The sequence below is a fragment of the Bacillus piscicola genome, from assembly GCF_022458745.1.
Classification (GTDB): domain Bacteria; phylum Bacillota; class Bacilli; order Bacillales; family Marinococcaceae; genus Alteribacillus_A; species Alteribacillus_A piscicola.
On sequence record NZ_JAJJJF010000009.1, the window covers coordinates 68600 to 86239 of the forward strand.

17 protein-coding genes are annotated in these 17640 nt (G+C 40.6%); all 17 read right to left on the bottom strand.

From position 1 onward, the window contains the following. Positions 1–162 precede the first annotated feature (162 nt). The 17 genes from LOR49_RS13395 to LOR49_RS13475 all read right to left on the bottom strand — a co-directional run bounded on the left by LOR49_RS13395 (position 163) and on the right by LOR49_RS13475 (position 17585). Positions 163–657: a hypothetical protein gene (locus tag LOR49_RS13395; protein WP_240377251.1), complete on the bottom strand. Its 495-nt coding sequence runs from the start codon at positions 655–657 to the stop codon at positions 163–165. A gap of 3 nt (positions 658–660) precedes the next feature. Continuing rightward, positions 661–2397: a hypothetical protein gene (locus LOR49_RS13400; protein ID WP_240377252.1), complete on the bottom strand. Its 1737-nt coding sequence runs from the start codon at positions 2395–2397 to the stop codon at positions 661–663. Next, positions 2394–3605, bottom strand: coding sequence for an S-layer homology domain-containing protein (locus tag LOR49_RS13405; protein WP_240377253.1), 1212 nt, complete (start codon positions 3603–3605; stop codon positions 2394–2396). The genes LOR49_RS13400 and LOR49_RS13405 overlap by 4 nt, the downstream gene beginning before the upstream one ends. 66 nt (positions 3606–3671) lie before the next feature. Further along, positions 3672–3836: a hypothetical protein gene (locus LOR49_RS13410; RefSeq protein WP_240377254.1), complete on the bottom strand. Its 165-nt coding sequence runs from the start codon at positions 3834–3836 to the stop codon at positions 3672–3674. A 67-nt stretch (positions 3837–3903) separates the two neighbouring features. Continuing rightward, positions 3904–4386, bottom strand: a complete 483-nt coding sequence (locus LOR49_RS13415; RefSeq protein WP_240377255.1) for a hypothetical protein — start codon at positions 4384–4386, stop codon at positions 3904–3906. Next, complete coding sequence (locus LOR49_RS13420) at positions 4383–5216, bottom strand: CpaE/TadZ family protein (protein ID WP_240377256.1); 834 nt, start codon at positions 5214–5216, stop codon at positions 4383–4385. Before LOR49_RS13420 ends, LOR49_RS13415 begins: the two co-directional genes overlap by 4 nt. Positions 5217–5234: 18 nt before the next feature. Continuing rightward, positions 5235–6833: a CpaE/TadZ family protein gene (locus LOR49_RS13425; RefSeq protein WP_240377257.1), complete on the bottom strand. Its 1599-nt coding sequence runs from the start codon at positions 6831–6833 to the stop codon at positions 5235–5237. 150 nt (positions 6834–6983) lie between these two features. Further along, positions 6984–7388, bottom strand: coding sequence for a hypothetical protein (locus tag LOR49_RS13430; RefSeq protein WP_240377258.1), 405 nt, complete (start codon positions 7386–7388; stop codon positions 6984–6986). 21 nt (positions 7389–7409) lie between these two features. Beyond that, positions 7410–9428 (bottom strand): peptidoglycan DD-metalloendopeptidase family protein, encoded by a 2019-nt coding sequence (locus LOR49_RS13435; RefSeq protein ID WP_240377259.1) that lies wholly within the window; start codon positions 9426–9428, stop codon positions 7410–7412. Continuing rightward, entirely contained in the window at positions 9425–12199 is a 2775-nt protein-coding gene (locus LOR49_RS13440) for a Yip1 family protein (RefSeq protein WP_240377260.1), read from the bottom strand. The genes LOR49_RS13435 and LOR49_RS13440 overlap by 4 nt, the downstream gene beginning before the upstream one ends. Before the next feature lie 20 nt (positions 12200–12219). Beyond that, positions 12220–14190 (bottom strand): VirB4 family type IV secretion system protein, encoded by a 1971-nt coding sequence (locus LOR49_RS13445; RefSeq protein ID WP_240377261.1) that lies wholly within the window; start codon positions 14188–14190, stop codon positions 12220–12222. Continuing rightward, complete coding sequence (locus LOR49_RS13450) at positions 14187–15068, bottom strand: hypothetical protein (protein WP_240377262.1); 882 nt, start codon at positions 15066–15068, stop codon at positions 14187–14189. The genes LOR49_RS13445 and LOR49_RS13450 overlap by 4 nt, the downstream gene beginning before the upstream one ends. A gap of 3 nt (positions 15069–15071) precedes the next feature. Next, on the bottom strand, positions 15072–15425 hold the full coding sequence (locus LOR49_RS13455; protein ID WP_240377263.1) for a hypothetical protein: 354 nt from the start codon (positions 15423–15425) through the stop codon (positions 15072–15074). Positions 15426–15512: 87 nt separating this feature from the next. Next, complete coding sequence (locus tag LOR49_RS13460; protein ID WP_240377264.1) at positions 15513–15911, bottom strand: hypothetical protein; 399 nt, start codon at positions 15909–15911, stop codon at positions 15513–15515. Between the two features lie 107 nt (positions 15912–16018). After that, positions 16019–16591: a metal-dependent hydrolase gene (locus tag LOR49_RS13465; RefSeq protein ID WP_240377265.1), complete on the bottom strand. Its 573-nt coding sequence runs from the start codon at positions 16589–16591 to the stop codon at positions 16019–16021. A 106-nt stretch (positions 16592–16697) separates the two neighbouring features. After that, positions 16698–16937: a hypothetical protein gene (locus tag LOR49_RS13470; RefSeq protein WP_240377266.1), complete on the bottom strand. Its 240-nt coding sequence runs from the start codon at positions 16935–16937 to the stop codon at positions 16698–16700. A gap of 333 nt (positions 16938–17270) precedes the next feature. After that, entirely contained in the window at positions 17271–17585 is a 315-nt protein-coding gene (locus LOR49_RS13475; protein WP_240377267.1) for a hypothetical protein, read from the bottom strand. Positions 17586–17640: the final 55 nt, after the last annotated feature.

Consider the following 17640-nt stretch of genomic DNA (forward strand, 5'->3'; position numbering starts at 1 on the left):
CGCTTGTTCCTCCCTTTGATAATATAAAAGAGACAGAATTTTATCTGTCTCTTTCTCCAACAATGTATTCTTTTCGAATCCCAGAAACTTTCAAGCTTAATGCACACTTTCAACTCCTTCCCCCTACTCTCTAATTGCAGCCCATAATCATTCATTGTAAATTTAATCTGTTTCTTTCATCTCCAATATGATAACTTTCTCATTTTGAATCACATAATCAGCATTTCGGTCTGTCAGCAGCTTTGCCACTGATCGAAAGCCTATCGCCGTATTCACGGTGTTTGTACGAAGGGCAATCATAGGTGGGCTATGCGAAATACCAACGTTTGTGTCTTGATCTGCTACGTTAATCAAACTTCCCTGGGTATGCCTGTTCATTGAGCCATTAAAACCTTTTTCTACTAATGTTGGATCTGGGTCAACCGCTATCTGTGTGCGATACTTGTCAGTATAGCTTCCGTCTTTTTCTTCTGTCACATTGGTATCTCTCAGACTCCCTTCCACAACGCCTTGCTTCATAGCATAAAGGCCACCTTGTTCGGTCGCCGTGCCAGCATCGTTTTTAGCAAGTGTATGACTCGCGTAATCAACAATCAAGAACAGGGCGGGGACCACCATGAACAGGAGAATAAGCGTATATTTAAATGTAAATTGCAAATTTTACTTCCCCCATTCTACACCAAATAGCTGCCTAGCTCTTTCAAACAATGACGGTACTTCATCTTTAGCTTCCTGTTCACGACTTTCATAATCTCTGTCCCCTGTATGGTACCAATCATCAAGATTCGTAATGGTTTCCTCATGACCTTGCCAATTAAGCCCTGTTTCGTCGGGGAAAGGATTAGAAGGATCGACGGTTCTGAAAACAAAATCATCATATGGAGAACCTTGAACCTCGACTGTGCCTGCATCGCAAACAGTCATATCATTGTACCCCCCTTTTGCCTCCGCTTCTATGTGTATGACCTCACCGTCCGGTACATCAAATCCTGTGTACCAACGTTGGAAGCCCCCATAATGAAACGGGTCAGCATTGACGAAATTCATCGCGTCTGACTCACTATTCGTCATATCCCATGTCCCATCTTTATGGATTTTAGCGTATGGCAATCCCCATTCCACGGTTCGTCCGCTACCCCAGTAATAAGATGGCATTGCTACATCCGTTAACATATTAACTGTTTTTTGATGTACGTATGGCCATTCATCCGTAATATCTCCTGTGGCTGTGGCTGTCCCTGGAGCATAAGGTCGCCCTGAATGGGAAGGATTGTCATTCGTATAGTAAGTCCTTGCTTTCATCTCTGTTCCTTGTCCTGCTTTAACGGTGGATGGATTAGGGCCGTCCATATCAATGGTTAGCGTTTCATAGTAATAGCAAGTAGAACACCCATCCTCCGAGCAAGGCGGACACGAATAAGTACCGGATATCTTAGTGACCGAGGTTACAATGTTTCCCCCACACACATCTGGATCGGAAGGAGTGCTCGTGTCAATCAGCATGGGAGCCGTTTTGACTGTACGTTGTACTGCGTCAGTGACTTCCAATTCAAAAATGTTGGTTCCTTCTTTCAACGTCACGGATGGCACTTGTACGGACTGTCCCCAATGACGATGAATGTATTGGGTGCTAGGACTGATTGTTTTGTTGGTTGCGATGACTTTCTCCCGCAGCATCCCATTCTCATAAAATTTATGTTTCAATTCAAACGTATATCGACTGACATCTTTCCAGTCGAAACCGGAGTCGGTTGGGTTATTTCCAATCAGGGCATACGCTTGTGCGCGGAATTGTGGCTGAAACGACTGACCAGACTCAAAAGATTGCCCCTGTGGTTTGATGAACTCAGCTTCCGGGTACTTAGATGTATATACGTGGGCGATGTCTCGAGAGCTGTCGTACTCGGTGTAAGCCCCTGATTGTCTTGCTACTTCACGAATATAAAATTTATGACCGATATAAGTGGAGTTTAGGTAAACAGGGAACAACAATTCGTTTCTCATGTACGAATTGGTTACATAATCTCTATTCCCATTAAAGCTTTGGGCGACGGCTCCTAAAGACGTTTCATCTCGAATAGCCCTTGCCAAGTCATCCAATATATGATGTTGAAACGGGTAAGAGTTTAAATGTTCCCACTCAGAATATGGCTTATACGGAATATATTTATCCCAGGTATTGTTTTGAGTGGAACGAAGATTTGTCGTGCTATTTGGTTCATAAATCCGCACTTGAACATAACCATCTGTTGACCAGTATGGTATCCATGAAGAAGTATCATTGTTGTCATAATATAAACGCTCGTTAGTATATAATTGGTCTGCCTGTGCGACGGATGGTATGACAATCACTGAAAATACAAGAAAAAAAAGAAGGGACATGAAGAATTTCTTCATGATTTATCCCCTTCTCTCTTTTTTACTTTATTTATACCAATGATGGTTTGATCTGGCGCAGAGGTACCACCAATACTTACGGAATACCCGCTTTCACTATTATAATATCCTGCTGAACTTAAACCTTCAAAGTAATTCGTTGATTCATGTGCTTCTTCAATCATTTTCTGATAATCTTTTTGGGAAATGTCAGGAAACAAGGCATGAGCGATGTATCCTGCCGCTTCTGCTGCATGTTTATTTTTATTTCCTCCTATTGTGATATGAACGTTTGTGTTATGGCGTATTTTCCCATCCACTGTTTCACCACTATAAGCCCCTGAAACTCTCATATTATCGTTGTTTAACTTAACAAAAATATTATGTTGGTCTATTTCTGCCTTATACGGCTTATTTTTCGCTACCTTCTGTAACTCAACGAAGACTTCTTGCATGTCACGAACAACATCTAATTGTTCACCAGCACTTACATAATTCGCATAATCTCCTCGTTCAACTAACTCAAACGTACCTTCTTTATCTTCAATATCCTCGACTGTATCATCGTCACTTCCATTCGACGGTTGTTCTAAACCTACAAGATCGGTGTATCCTAACTCTGCCATTCGATACATGAATGTCACGAGTTGCGCTCTTGTGAGCGGGTCATCAGCACCGAACCCTTCTATGGTTTGTTCTCCATCTCTACCAGTTGATATGTCTTTTTCAAATAAATAAGCAATTGCTTCAGTTTCATGTAAGTCTTTTCCAAGATACGCACTCAAAATACGAGCAATATCTCCCCGTCTGACCGGCTGATTACGTTCTCTGTCCGTGGCTTCACCTACAATTGGGAAGTTACGTTCCGCTAAATAATCGTAGTGAACATCTGCCCAATGGTCTTCCGACAAGGATTCGTTTAGATCTTCCCCTGCAAACCTTGTAAGAATCGCGAGAAATTGAGCTTGCGTGGCGAGTTTACTAGGACGGAACGTTCCGTCATCATAACCAAAAACTAATCCTTGTCCGACACCCCAATTGATTTCGGTGTATGCCCAATAATTAGCATCAACATCTGTGAACGGATTTTCAGGCGTCACTTCATGTTCAGAAGCTATATCCATCAAACCGTCTTTAGTTTTGGAAAACGTAGTTCCTCCTACCGTAAGCAGGCTGCTTGCTACTAAGGTTCCCACCAACACTAATTTTGTTCCTTTACGCATAACCATTGCGTCACCGTCCTTTTTTTCTGTTAAATATTAGATCGGTTTAAAAAAGAAAGCTTTAAGTATCGTCTAACTGTTTCCTGCTTCTCCCCACTCTCCCTCTTGTTCAGACACCTTCCCTGTTGAATCAGGATGGAAAAGGTAAAGCGAAGAATATGTGATACCAGCCGACAATACCATCGCTCCTAAGAAAAGAATGAGCGTTCCAATCACCTTGGTTCCAGTCGAGTACATCCAAAATCCCCTTCAATACATCTTTTTATGAATATACCACTAAATAATTATGATTTCAATAACTTAATTATTTAGTTATAAAAAGAGCAATAAAAAAACTACACATAATAACGAATGTGCCAGGCATCTTTCCATACGTTTCATTCACTTTTGTGGTTAGAGATAACATATATTTTTTAAGATTGAATTTGTACTTTTTAAGCCCAAGTATGTGCCCGATAATTAGATGAAACACCAAAAAGGCTAGGTAATAAAAAAGAACAAACAACAAGTTTGGACCCATAATAAACATGCCCCACACGGCACTTGAAAGAATTAGCTTGGTGTCGCCTGCCTTCCACAAATTAATAACCCACCCGATTCCCCCAATTATGATCAGAAGGACTACATAGAGACTGACATGGAGCGGATGGAAATAAAAAAAGGATAAAATCAACCCGATTAAAGCAGCCGGCAATGTAACGATGTTTTTGATTCTCCATCCCTTCGTATCCGTATATAAAGAGATAGCAAACATCAATACAATTATAGCAATCCCGACGTACATCATCGAACAAACACCTTTTTCAATTGAGTAAAGAAGCCTGTTTTTTCTTGAAACCATTCATCCTCAATGGAGAGAATGCCGAGTTTCTTCACCACATCCCCAATGGCTTGAGAAAAGTTGCTGTTTTTATGAGTAAGGTACATAAACTGCCGTTTGTTTCGGCATACACTAATTTCCGGATCAAAATAAGCATAACTTGCTGTTGTGACCGAACTTCCGTTACTCCAATACAGTTCTTCTATACGTTCTGCTTGGCTGCCCGCGTCTTTTTTCGGAACTTGATTGATAAATAAAAGGATATTCGTTGGTTGAACACCATGTGCAATTAAATCTTCCTTATATTGATGGTTATTGTAAACAGAGCCGTTTTGCATAGAAGTGACAAGAATAATTTTGTCAGAAGATACTAATGCGGTTTTCGTACAACTGCTAAGGTCTACTCCGCTGTCCACAATTACATAATCATAAAACACTAGTAACTGTTCCAATATCCTTTTGGCAGCGGCCCCATCAAACCTTTTAGCATCCATCGTGTTTGCAATCGCGGGAATAAAATCAATTCCTGTTTTCTCGTCTTGAATCACTAAACTTTCGGCTTGTCGCGGGGTTAATAGTACGTCTGGATCAATGTCCATCCAATCCGTAAGAGAGCGTTCTTTTGAAAAAGACATCGCCTGGGCAACCCCCCCATACGGAATATCAAAATCAACAACAACTACCCGCTTCCCAGTTTGTTGTTTTACCGCCGCCGCTACGTTCAACGATACCTCTGTTTTACCGACTCCGCCTTTCATACTTGTAACCGTGATGATTTTTGCGTTTGTATCCACCATGAAAAACTCCTTTCACATTTATGATTTGTTTAGCATCCCCTGAAACATGCTTGGTGACTTGCCCTTACGCTTCTGCCTTTTTGCAGAGTCTGACATCAGCCCCAGCCCGTCCAACACCATATCAATGCCTAATGAAAAAGAGTGATGTGGCTTTTCGTAATATATCCACTCTCCCCGATTCCTAAATCGCCTGACCATATCATCGTAAGGAGCGTAAGCGATAATAGGGGAAGGAAATGGACTGTCTTCTAACGCCTCTGCAATCGTGCCTTTCGAGATATCCTCTGTTTTCGGAACCTGATTTAAGAAGATAGATATTTTCTCATAGTCAATTCCAAAAGAGCGGATAATATCTTCTTTCAATGCAAGACACTGACTAATACTTGCTACATCATGCGTAACCAACATGATAATGTCTGTCGCACGTTCTAGCATTAATTTCGTAACAGGGGTAAATCCAGCTGTATCGACTAAGATTACATCATAAAAATTCTTTAATACGTCGATCATGAACCCTGCGTGTTCGACTTGGAAATCGAACGATTCACGTATGTTCAGCGGTAGGGGTATGAAATCCATGCCCTCCCTGGATACAACCATGTTTTTTAGCCCTTCCTCGGTCACTTTTTTCGATGCTAATCTCCAATTCGACACATTCGAGGTGCGATTCAAATCCAAAGCAGCAGCAATACTTCCGTACGGAAATCCCAGATCGACTATACAAATACGATCAATAAACGTGTGTTCTTTTAACGCGGCTGCTAGATTAATTGTTACATCGGTTTTTCCTATGCCGCCTTTTGTACCTGTCACCACCATGACTTTGGAAGAAAAAGAACGGTATTCATAATGAATTTCCGGTGTTTGACGGTTGGTGAATTGAACGGCTATCTCCGAAATATTCTTTAATATATTGTACTGCCTGGGTTCGTTCTTTTTATCTGTTTCAGACGAAGAACTGTTTTTCGTTATGTCATTGGAATCCTCTTTATTTTTTTCTTTTGTTGAAAAAATGCCAGACAATGGTTTTTTCGGTCTGGTGCTCTTTGTAGCGTCTCTTATCTTCCTTTTTCTGAATTTTTCTTCAAGTGTATCTCCATCCTCGAACTCTTCTTCTTCTGTTTCATAGAAATTCGGGGTTGAAATTTCTTCTTCTTCGTCTGTTGCTTTGTAATCTGTAAGCAACCGCTCTACATATTGAAACCCCTTTGGCTGATTGATCCAGCTTACCAAATCATGTGCATCAATAGAGTCATTAAAATGAATGTCATAAATCATGAGTTGAGCAATCTTGGAGATAAACTCTTTATCATGTTTTATCATTTCTGGGAACATAACAATTAAACGAAGATTCTCTCGATAGAAACGTACATTTTTTAAATGCTGGTAGACAGCCTCTTTAATGTGATTCGTTCCCTCTTTAGATGTAACAGCCAACCCATAAATAAGGGCACAATCCGCAGACTCTTCTGCTGTAGATTGTGCCCAGTCTACCATCGTATCCAATGATGAGTCTTTTTGGACAATCGGGTAGCCAATTTCTTCTAAATCTGAAGCAATGTTATCTAATATGTTTCCGTCCGTAGGAAATACAAGGTGTAATTTTTCGATGGCCAATCGACCTCCCCCTTTTTGTGAAATCCCAATACAAAAAAGCTCTTTTCCCCACAAAATTGCAGGGAAAGAGCATTTTTTAAAAATGGACACAACTCTTGCGCTTCGTTATGTCAATATTTTAACACTTTTCATACAGTTAATGCAAGTCGGTTATTCTCCAACTGATACAATCCAATCCACCAATCCCAGTAACATTGACAGTATTTCTTCATGATAGGTGATAACTCCAAAGCCTAATACCCCTAGCACAGTGATACGTACCGCCCATTTGAAGGAGAAAAAAAAGAGAATACCAGCAGCGAGTATCCACACTACTAGCAAGTGAAAGGAAATGTCCTTCACTTTATTAATGGCTTTACCAAAGCTGAAATCTTCTGCGTTCGCCTTTATTGCTGCTGTATCTATGTCGATGTCTGGTTCTGAAGCATTTACATTGATTTCCCCAGTTATAGAAGAACTTGCCGCGTCACTTATGGCAGGGGATAGTAAAAAAAGAGAGCTCAATATGGCTCCCAAAATCACTAAGACTGTGAATCTCTTTATATATATTGGCATGTGTCGGCCAGCTCCTTTAATTTAGTTGATAGTCGGATAATAATGCAAAGGATCACGCTTTACCCCATCAATGATGATCTCAAAATGTAAATGTGTGGCTCTTGAATTTCCGGTGTTTCCCATTGTTCCAATGACATCTCCTTTTTTAACCTTCTGACCGCTTTTTACTCCTATTTGTGACAAATGCAAATAACGCGATTGAAGATTGTTTCCGTGTCCAATACGAACATAATTACCAGCCGCAGAGTGATATGTTGCAATTTCTACAACACCATCTTCCATCGCAAAGATAGGATCACCATCTACACCAGGTGTAAGCCCCCCTACATCTACACCCCTATGAAACTTGGAACAACCTGTACACGATCTAGGGCCATATCGACTTGTTACTCGTTTAGAAACGGCAGGCCATCGCCAATTATTTGAACCCTCTATGACTGGATAATTACCGGGATACAAGCCTTGTAAATCATCTTGAAGGCTTGCATATTTTTCATCGTACATGTCCATCAGTTCCAAAACGAGATCTATATCTAGTTGTTCGGTAATGCCAAATTGAGTCAACTGATCGAATAGTGGCTGCATGTATTCCTCTTCGGTAGGTGGTTCCACCCCTGTGGTCACCGGCTCTGTCACTTTGTAATTACGCACACTTCCACTTCCGTATTTCCCTTCCGATAATGATCTGGTTTGTATGGTGTACGAATGTGTGTACGTTCCTTCATAAGTGTGGGCTGCGGTAAGAATTTCGGTTTTTTCTTCTTTCTTTTTGTCAACCCAACGACAAACTTTCTTTGTGCCTCCATCCTCGGTTTTTTTGGTTTTACAAACTCTTTCCTCCCATGTATGAATCCTTGTTTCTTCTTCCCATTCAAATTCAGGTCTAAGTATTTCCATTATTCCATAAGGATCAGGCGTAATGAGGTTATCGTAGTCGTTTACCAAATCAAAAAACTCAAAGTCGGTAATATCCATTCCGTCTAAATCGTATTCTTCTACTTCTCCTTCTTCTTTCTTTATTCCGAACATTTGATGGATTTGTTCAGCGGTCGCCAATACCTTTTGTACATACCAATCGGCATGGTTGTAGGCTAAAATCGCTTTATATTTATCTCGTCGATATCCGTTCTTGGATAAATACTTAGCAGCAGAATGAATCGCATCAATATTGTTCATAATGTCTGCCTTCCCATCCCCATTTCCATCTACCCCGTATCCGCCATTTTTGCGGATTAAATTAGGATTGCTCAACTCGGATGACGGAATATTACCCTTTCCTTTTCCACCGCAAGTGGAATGGGACCACCCAAACCAAGTACAAGGCATGAACATCATAGGCCCTTTTGCACCTACGGCTGATTCATTTCCTACCGGATACGTGCTGTATGTGCTCTCGATATGGTGTATCGCACTAAGGACTTCCCAATCCACTTTGTACTTTTTTGCAGCTTGAAGGTAAATCGGTATAAACGGTCTTGGAGGAAACACGCCTTCTACGTTGATTTCATTGTCCCCTACATGCATCACAATGGTTCCCTTCTCTTTCATCAAAGGATCATTGCGCATCCGATCCACACCGGCTAACACACCCCAAGACATTGCATAGGGGGCTGCTTGTGACCGTTGGTTATCATTTAAGCCTTCGTCCCATGTAGCGGCAGCATCCTCGTAATCTTTAAATACGTCATCGCCGCTATATTGATCTTGGTCTACTTGAGAAAAACCAAAAAAGCTTTTAATCTTATCCGCTTGTTCACCAATTGAATCCTCTGCTACTGCTCGTGGAATGGCATAGATAAGCAAAAAAGCGAGCACCCCTACCATAAATAACAGTAGAATAGGTGCCCACATAACAGATGTCTTTATCAAAATACTTTTCACCAAAGAAGCAGACGAAAGAAGCAGCTTCTGAAAGAGTTTTCTACCGATTCTAGCTCCGATCCGTTTTCCAAGTTTTTGAGTTTGTTGACCAATTAGATTGCCTACTTTGGATAAAGGATCTCGCTCTGAGTGCTGATTATCGTGTTGCTTGTTAATCATAGTTTACCTCGTCCTCGACGCATCATACTCAGGTCTTGCATCGTTACGTCAGGGGCACGATTAACCTTTTCCTTCCCTGTGGATGCTGGTTTAATTTGAGTATTATGTGGCTCTGCCTTTGTTTGTTGCTTCTGAACAGATGTCCCTTTTGTATGATAACGTTCGCCTTTTAAAGATGAGGATTGTGTTTTATTGTTCTGAGCAGTTTTTTGATTCACGATAGAAGCTTCATCATGCTCTCTTCTTACTGTTGATGCGGCTCCGGGTTGATTCTCCACTCTGCTTTGAACAGGGTTTACATTGCTCCCCATATTACTGTCATTGCTGATAGAACTTGGAGCGGCAGACTGTGTCATGACCCCATTGTTACCGGTAGATACTTGTTGTCTTGAAGTCTGTGATCTCACTATATTCGATGTACTTGAAACACCGTTATCTTCTATTGTTGGCGATATAGGGGCTACGCCTGACTGACCGATAGCCGAGTTCGTTTGTGTTTGGATCTGTGTTTGCGGAACAGCTGCAGATGAGTAGTTAGCTGGTGCATTATTAATCTGTTCTTGAAGTTGGCTCACCATGCTACTGTTCCCGGTATCTAACGAATGATTATAATTCACGATGGATTCCTGTAGTGCAGGGTTCTGCAGTTGCGGATACTCTCTATTTGCATAACCTACGCTGTGATTCATTACCGATCTAGCATTTTGCACTACTTCCTCTTGCCTAGCATGACTTTCCGTACCAGCGTTCATTTGTGACAGAGCCCTCTGTGCTTCTTGATAGTTGCGTGTTGCTAAAGAAGCCTGGCGAGTTGCCTGAGCAGGGGTTGCCATATGAAGCTGTGGATTCGAAAGATTTCTTGCCAAGTTTCGTGTGCTTCGAGATTGGGCTGCACTAACCTGCGCAAAACGGTAAGCGGTTGGGTCGGTATTTCTACGATTCATTTGTTTCAGTCGGTCTTTGGCGTTCTGGTAACCTTCGTTCGCACGATTCACCGCTATACTACGCCCTCTTTCATTAGTTGGATACGCTATTCCTGGTGGTCGCACACTTGTTTCTCCATTATTACTATTACTTGATGTACTCCCGTTGATATTTGAATATCGTAATTGCTCCGGAGAACTTGCAAACGTTTGATAATATCTAGGCAAGTGGCTCGGATGATCAGGGCCTTGAGAAGGTGGTTCTTCATCGCTCTCATCGTTATTGATTTGACTATTATTATCAAATCCACCAATCATACCTTCCGACGCTAAGTTTCCTGCCATTAATCCAGGAATCGTGTTACCGGTTGCCATTGCACTTAGCGCACCGCCGGCCGCCATAGCACCAGCTCGTACACCTCCACGTACAATCGGATCATTTAAGTTCGTCATGGCTCTTGTAGCTCTCCCTAGAGATCTCATGTTTCTTGCGGTTGCTTCTCTTTGCTCTCCCCAACCAGTTATGCCAGATGTTGTTCTATTACGGCTTGTCCCGTCACTCATGGGCACTCTGCTTCCCCTTCCATTGTTGCTGGATCCAAGAGTGCCGGTGCTTGGTCCTAGATTATTCATGTTGGAGTTATTCGAGTGGTTAGACGTTCCTGCATCATCACTATTTGAATTTGCTCCACCGGTGGACCTTCCTTTAGAAGCGTTTTGTAACATACGCCCCATATTCATGAGAGACATTACACCTAGTGCTGTACCGAAGTTTTCTGCTCGTCCCCCGCTTGTTACTCCTGTAAAAGCACCTACGATCTTCTGTACCAAGAAGGCAACGGTAGGAAGGCCAAACATAAATGCGCAAACAATCCAAAACGATAAACCATCCCCAAATTGATGTCGAACATAAAAGAACATCCCAAGAGCAAGGGCATGGGCTGCCTGAATAAATACTTGCGACGTAAATTCATGGACCCATATGTTCATCGCATCCCGCCTGCTTGGGAAAATTAACGATAAACTCACTAATGGGAAGGTGAAAATAAGAATAGATAACGTTATCATTCGCATGGTGTACTGGAAATTCAGGATAAATGTCATAAAAAAGGCAACCAATGCTAATAGGCCAATCCCCATTGATTCGATGATGTTCAAATCAACTTGACTGCCAAACACTACGTTTATAAAGCGTCCAGTCCATATTCCATTGTCGGAAAGGGTAACCCAAATCAAATCTACAATGAAATAGTTGACATCAAAAATAATCCCCCACAAGACGTGGCCAAAACGTAAGCACACTACAACAAATATGGTACCTGCGATATAATCTTTAAATTTCGAGCGGTCCTGGGAATTAAAATTGTTAATAAGGAGTACCAGTCCTGCAAACGTCAACATCATCGCTAGTGGAATCGTTAGTAAGTCATGAAATGCATCATATAACATGGCTATTCCTTCAAAATACTCCTTTGGAAATACACCAAAAAACATTTCATCTCTTACTCCACTTACTCCATCATCAGTGGTTTCTTTGTGAATATAAGTTCCATCCTCTTCGGAATACTTACCAAACATAGGAGCAAGCTCTGGTCGCTGAAACACGAGGTAGGACACGTCTCTTGCACCAAACAAATCTAAGACAAAATTTACAGGTGCAAGCATAATAGACGTCATAAAGCGTTCCCCGTAGTTCGCCTCATCATTACGTTCTTTTATCTCTTCTTCTGTGATGAGTGAGCTTTCATTGTTGTTTTCAGAAGATTCCTCTGCAAAAACGGAAACGGTAGGGAACAATAGCAGCAATAGAGAGAGTAGTAATACAATAGTTCTTACCTTTATGATCAATATCGCACCTCCCTTCTTCTCTATTCGTTGGGGTCGGTGGTAAATAACTCGTGCTCCAAAGGTGTTGAATCAATTTTGATAATACTTGCTTCATCATCTACACGAATAATGCCGAGACCTTTTTCAGCTTGGTGCACGAGAAAAGAGCCTTCCCCTTCCGTTAAGTCAAATTTTCCTTTCACTTCTTCAATATCAATCGGTTCTTGTTTTAAAAAAATTTTTGTTGGTGCATTCTTTAAAATACCCATTCCTTGTTCTACACGAGTAAATACTTCAAATCCCTGTGTAACAGCAGTCATTGAACAATTAAAAAATCTAACTGTTCTGAACTCTTGTTCTAACCACTGTGCCGTTTCCGGTTCATACATAGCGGTTTGAGCTTCATCAAATACAACCCGCTTTCGTAACTTTCTATTTTTTTTAGCAAATTTAGTTGACTGCCACTTTGTGGCAATAAATAAACCTATAGGACGCATAACTTCCTCATCTAACAAACCCAATCCAAAGGCAAAAATTGGAGTATCTTGAATACTCACGTTAGATTGTGTATCAAATATAGCTTGTGTTGGTGAATCCCCGTGTCTCGTGAAATTTCGTAGCAATTGAGCAACCTCTTCTAATTCTGGTTCCTGAGTCATGCTAGTGTACAAATCCCCAAGTGTAGGCATTTCTTTATATGCTCCACTCAACTTGTACGTTTTTTGGCCATCTTCTGTTGTAATAACTTGTTGGTTTGGGTCAATAAGACTTTTTGGGTCTTCGTTGATTCCTGCATCCCGGTATAATTGGCGAATTGCATTTTCAATTTTTACCTTGATTTTCCCTGTTAATACCGTGTCATCCATAACACGTATCATTTTAAATACAATGGCACGGACGCCTTGAACAGTCTCTTCAATATTGACGTAATCTGTACCGTCTTCTCTATCTTCCACGTCTACATCAAAGAAATTAATGCGGTATTGACTGTCTGGTGCTAAGTCCACATACGGGCACCCCATCGTGGTTACAAATCGTCTGTAATCACCTTTTGGATCGATAATTACTGTTCTTATGCCAAGATGCGCTGAGCGGTGTGTTAGTGTGAGTGTACAGAATGTTTTACCGCCGCCGGAACGTCCAAGAATGACCATGTTATGATTCATCAACTTAGGATGCCAAGCATCATAGTAAATGGGACGCCCTAAATCATCGGAACCTAGCACAATGCCACTTCTGTGAGATATACCTCCATGACCAAAGGGGAAAAAGTCAGCTACATTACTCGTTTCATAGCTAAACGTGTGTTCTTTGTACATGAAATTTTGACTAAAAGGTGTGATATTAAAAAGCGCATCTAACTGTTTACCATCAGGGCTTCTCATATATATCTCTCTACCAGCAAAACGTCTAACTAAGTTGTTTGTGAACTTTTTTAATAGCTTCAAATCAAGTGAACTGACCACAGCCTGTATACTAACACGAAAAGGTTTTTCTATATTGGTTCGGAGGCGCCGCTGCCGATCTTTTAAGTCTGCAATTTCATCACGCATATCAATAGCACGAGAATCATTTTTTTCAAGCATTAAATCTGATTCTAACCCCTGTATGCGCCGCTTCACCTCTTCTAGCTCAACAGTGGTGTCTACGGGCTCTACATGGATAGCAACATCGGTATCGCCTTTTCCAAACTCTCCTAGTATAAGCGGATCAAGCATCGACGCCCACGTGTTCCCACCTTTTATTTCGGCAAAAAAACTACGGTAATATCTTGCTTGTTCTACCGTAGAGCCCACTTCAACGAGATAGTCGTTATAACGTCCGAACACCCCGTGTTCTTCTGGTAATGTCTCTTTGACTAGCGACGGAGATACAAAATCAATTCCCGTAGGTGAAGTGTTTTCCGATGGTATTTGTTCTACAGGTAGAGAAGTATTTTTCCTTTTCTTTTTACTAATTCGTGGTTGCTTGTTCGGAGAGGATTCTTCTTTACTTTTTTTATATCTAATCATCCGACATCCTCCTTACGTTTTCTATTTTGTTGTGCCTTTGTGTCCCGAAAAGCTTCGTGTTGTTGCTCTGACAAGTAAGGTGTAAGACTTTGAACAGCATCACTAAACCCACCTGAATCGTAAATATCATGTAGATGTTGATAAGAGGCAATGTCGCGATTCATTGTGTAATGCAACATATTCAAGACTCCAATTTTATTTAAGCGGCTGACCTTGCAGCCGATACTGTCAAAACTCTGAAAAACTAGTTCAGCCACTTCATCCATCATATTAACCGCTAGCTCCTCAGCTTCATCCTGGGGCATCGTATTAGCTCCTCCCCGCAATTGTTGAACAAGGGTATCGATCTTTGTATTACCCGTCATAACTCCCGCTTCTGTCCCTTGTGTATATGGATTGTATCGAGCAATAATATAACCACGATAATCCCGTGTTTTGCGTTCGGAAAATCCCTTTAAGTGGTTGGCCACATTCTCGGATGATTCCAGCAGTTGAGGTGTTAGATGGTTGTCAGGATTATGAGCAGAAGCTACATAGTCATCGAGGTAATCGCTCATATCTAAGTACTGTGATTGAACTAGCAAAGTGAAATGAGTTGGCATTGAATTGACAAAGCTTCTGAAATGAAGCCAAGCACTGTCCTTTTCACTAGGAGACTTCATTTTGATATTGATTGACTGAACATCCAACACCATAGCAACCGTTCCATCCGGCATGAAAACTAGTCCATTTTCTTCTATTTTTTTATAATTAAATAACTCTTGAACAGAGTCAGCATTTTCTTTATCTTTGACATTGCCTTTATGCTTCTTTTGCAAACGGTAATATAGAAACCCGAACGCAGCGAGTGTGAGGATTAAACCTATTGTGCTTCCCATTAATTATGTTTCTCTCCCCTTCACTTGAAATTTGGATAAGTTTTCTTTTTTATAATAAAAAACTCGCTTCCGTTTACGTATCTTGTAAAAACTCCACATCATCTGAGCTAGAGATAAATTGGTTTTTCCGTGTTTAAAATAAGCAAAAACTAAAGCGATGATAATAGGTATTGTTAAATGTAATCGTTGAAAAACAGGGTTGTCTGTAAAAGGAAGCGTTGGAAGTACCGAAGCAACTTGATTAGACACGATGATCGCCGGCACAATCCATGCTAATTTTGAAAACGAAAAAGGACCTACTATTTTCTCCTCTAATCCTGACTGGTATGGTACTTCATGATAATCTCCCCAAGCCATAAAAAACTCCTCTCTTTTACGACCGTTTACATAAAAAATCCCGCCCTTCAAGTTGAAAAGAGCGGGGTTTCTCAATATATTTTTTTATCACAAAAACGGAAGGATAATACTGGGCACCTCCGCACCAAGTATTCCAAAGATCCAAGACAGGACATCTTCTGTTTTAAAAGCCAAAATAAGAGCCAAAACAAAACCACCAATTTTAACTTTCATGTTTCCAATGGACTGGGCATTTCCCGAGAAAAATAAAGTAACACCAATCCATAACAACAAAGCAATGGCTATTACAATCGCAATGGCGCGTACCGACTTCACGAATGCTCCTCCTGCAGTGTCAGCAGCTGTCGTCAGACCGGTTGTGTTACTTGAGATCTTAGAGGTGATGGAAGCCATTGCTTGATCGGGAGGGAGAGCTACTAAAAAGGTGAACGCCAATACTCCCATGATAACACCTAAACTAACCCACCATTTTTTATTCATTTTCATGCTATTCCTCCTTTACTTTTCCTTCATTTCTCATATTTTGTTGAAATAAAAACATATCGCCTATCCATATGACATCCTTAAATATCCCTCCCACCTCACCTACCGTTTTAGCTTGTAAGTACCATTAGAATCACCTCCCATACATCAAATCCAATATGCGAAACTCCTAAAATTACATTCGAAAGAAGCAAAATCATAGCGACTAAATTTTCTGAAATGTTAAGTTCCCCTGGGCGTTTCGTACGCGCCGTTACAAAGAATTTATACTTCCGTTTAATAAATGGATAAAAAAGAGGAACACCACCGTCAAAAAAGAAATCTCCTAACACGTGGGAAGCAACTCCAATCGCTAGTGCAGAAGATAGATACCACTCCCAGTCCACGGCCATTCCGAATCCCCATCCAATCACCAGCACTATCGCTATGAAAGTAAAAGAATGTGACCATGTACGATGTCCAAACAGCCAATTAAACGGATAACTAATGAAAAAAAATGGGAAACGTCCACCTAACTTTGATCGGGGTGTATCCAAGTCTGGCAACAATGAACCAAACAATACTATTAGAAAAAATAATATAAGCTCTGTACCGTGTTCTGGTGTAATAGAAAATAGGTTAAAAAAAGTAATTGTGATTAGGCCGAATAACATACCGGTTAATTGATGAGTGGTCGCAGTCAACCCCAATCACCCCCTCTTCTGCAAAAATCCCCACAAAAATAAGCAGTAAATCTAATCAAAATGATAGATTTACTGCCATAGGCGCCTTTATAATGCCAGACACAAACTATTTAATGGCAAGCAGCTTCCCTTGCACGCTATACCATAAATTAATTTTGTTTTCAGCAACAGACTTTGCATCTTCTAGTGTTAAAAAACCTTCTCTTTTCTCAACAAAAGTCTCATGTGTAATTTCATATTGATACATACCAGTTTTACGATTTTTAGTGATTACACCAGTAACATTATGTTTTTTGAAACGCCAGCTTTCTATAATGCCAAAATCAACAGTAGGTATTAGCTTCATTGCGTAACTCTCCTTACGTTTATATTTGCCCATAACAAAAGCAGTCATACGCACCTGGTTATATTTACCAGATAATATGACTGCTCGATATAATGTCTCGCAAGATAATCATTGAAATTAATGATATATTAAAAATAAACATAGAAATAGCGATATGAATTGTCAATTTTTATAATAACGAAAATTTATAATGAAAGCAACCCTTTAAAAATGAAATAGTCGACACCTTTTATAGTTTTTTTATAAATACGATCATTTTAGAAGGTCTGCTGAATTTTTTCTAATACTCGGTATGGTTGATTGCTCCCTGAGAACAGCAAAAATGACCCCTTATTATGCTCTTTCATAAGCATTGATCGCTGTTTTTTTGTGATGAAAAGTGGAGGTGTGAGGTACATGTGGTGCGCGAAATGTTTCTGGGAGGCGCTCCCAGCTTGCAGAAATTTTTTTAACGGCTAAAACCTCTTGATCTTGCTTACCTTCTTCAATAGTACCGCTTACATTGTGTGATAACACATCCACAATAGTTTTAAGCGTTTCAGGAGTTACTTTATAATATTTTTGCCCATAAGCAGTTTCAAAGAGTTTAACTTTCGTCATCTTTGTTAATAAATCAGCGCAATTTAGTTCTCTATTCGTTGTGAACATACTACATGGCCCCTAACCTAAATGAACTAGCATACTGTTCAAATATATTTGATGA

Excerpts from the sequence above, each read along its gene's own strand:
- LOR49_RS13455 (WP_240377263.1), bottom strand. The coding sequence starts at position 15,425 with ATGGCTTGGGGAGATTATCATGAAGTACCATACCAGTCAGGATTAGAG.
- LOR49_RS13470 (WP_240377266.1), bottom strand. The coding sequence starts at position 16,937 with ATGAAGCTAATACCTACTGTTGATTTTGGCATTATAGAAAGCTGGCGT.
- LOR49_RS13445 (WP_240377261.1), bottom strand. The coding sequence starts at position 14,190 with ATGATTAGATATAAAAAAAGTAAAGAAGAATCCTCTCCGAACAAGCAA.
- LOR49_RS13450 (WP_240377262.1), bottom strand. The coding sequence starts at position 15,068 with ATGGGAAGCACAATAGGTTTAATCCTCACACTCGCTGCGTTCGGGTTT.
- LOR49_RS13430 (WP_240377258.1), bottom strand. The coding sequence starts at position 7,388 with ATGCCAATATATATAAAGAGATTCACAGTCTTAGTGATTTTGGGAGCC.
- LOR49_RS13475 (WP_240377267.1), bottom strand. The coding sequence starts at position 17,585 with ATGTTCACAACGAATAGAGAACTAAATTGCGCTGATTTATTAACAAAG.
- LOR49_RS13460 (WP_240377264.1), bottom strand. The coding sequence starts at position 15,911 with ATGAAAATGAATAAAAAATGGTGGGTTAGTTTAGGTGTTATCATGGGA.
- LOR49_RS13410 (WP_240377254.1), bottom strand. The coding sequence starts at position 3,836 with ATGTACTCGACTGGAACCAAGGTGATTGGAACGCTCATTCTTTTCTTA.
- LOR49_RS13405 (WP_240377253.1), bottom strand. The coding sequence starts at position 3,605 with ATGGTTATGCGTAAAGGAACAAAATTAGTGTTGGTGGGAACCTTAGTA.
- LOR49_RS13415 (WP_240377255.1), bottom strand. The coding sequence starts at position 4,386 with ATGATGTACGTCGGGATTGCTATAATTGTATTGATGTTTGCTATCTCT.
- LOR49_RS13400 (WP_240377252.1), bottom strand. The coding sequence starts at position 2,397 with ATGAAGAAATTCTTCATGTCCCTTCTTTTTTTTCTTGTATTTTCAGTG.
- LOR49_RS13420 (WP_240377256.1), bottom strand. The coding sequence starts at position 5,216 with ATGGTGGATACAAACGCAAAAATCATCACGGTTACAAGTATGAAAGGC.
- LOR49_RS13435 (WP_240377259.1), bottom strand. The coding sequence starts at position 9,428 with ATGATTAACAAGCAACACGATAATCAGCACTCAGAGCGAGATCCTTTA.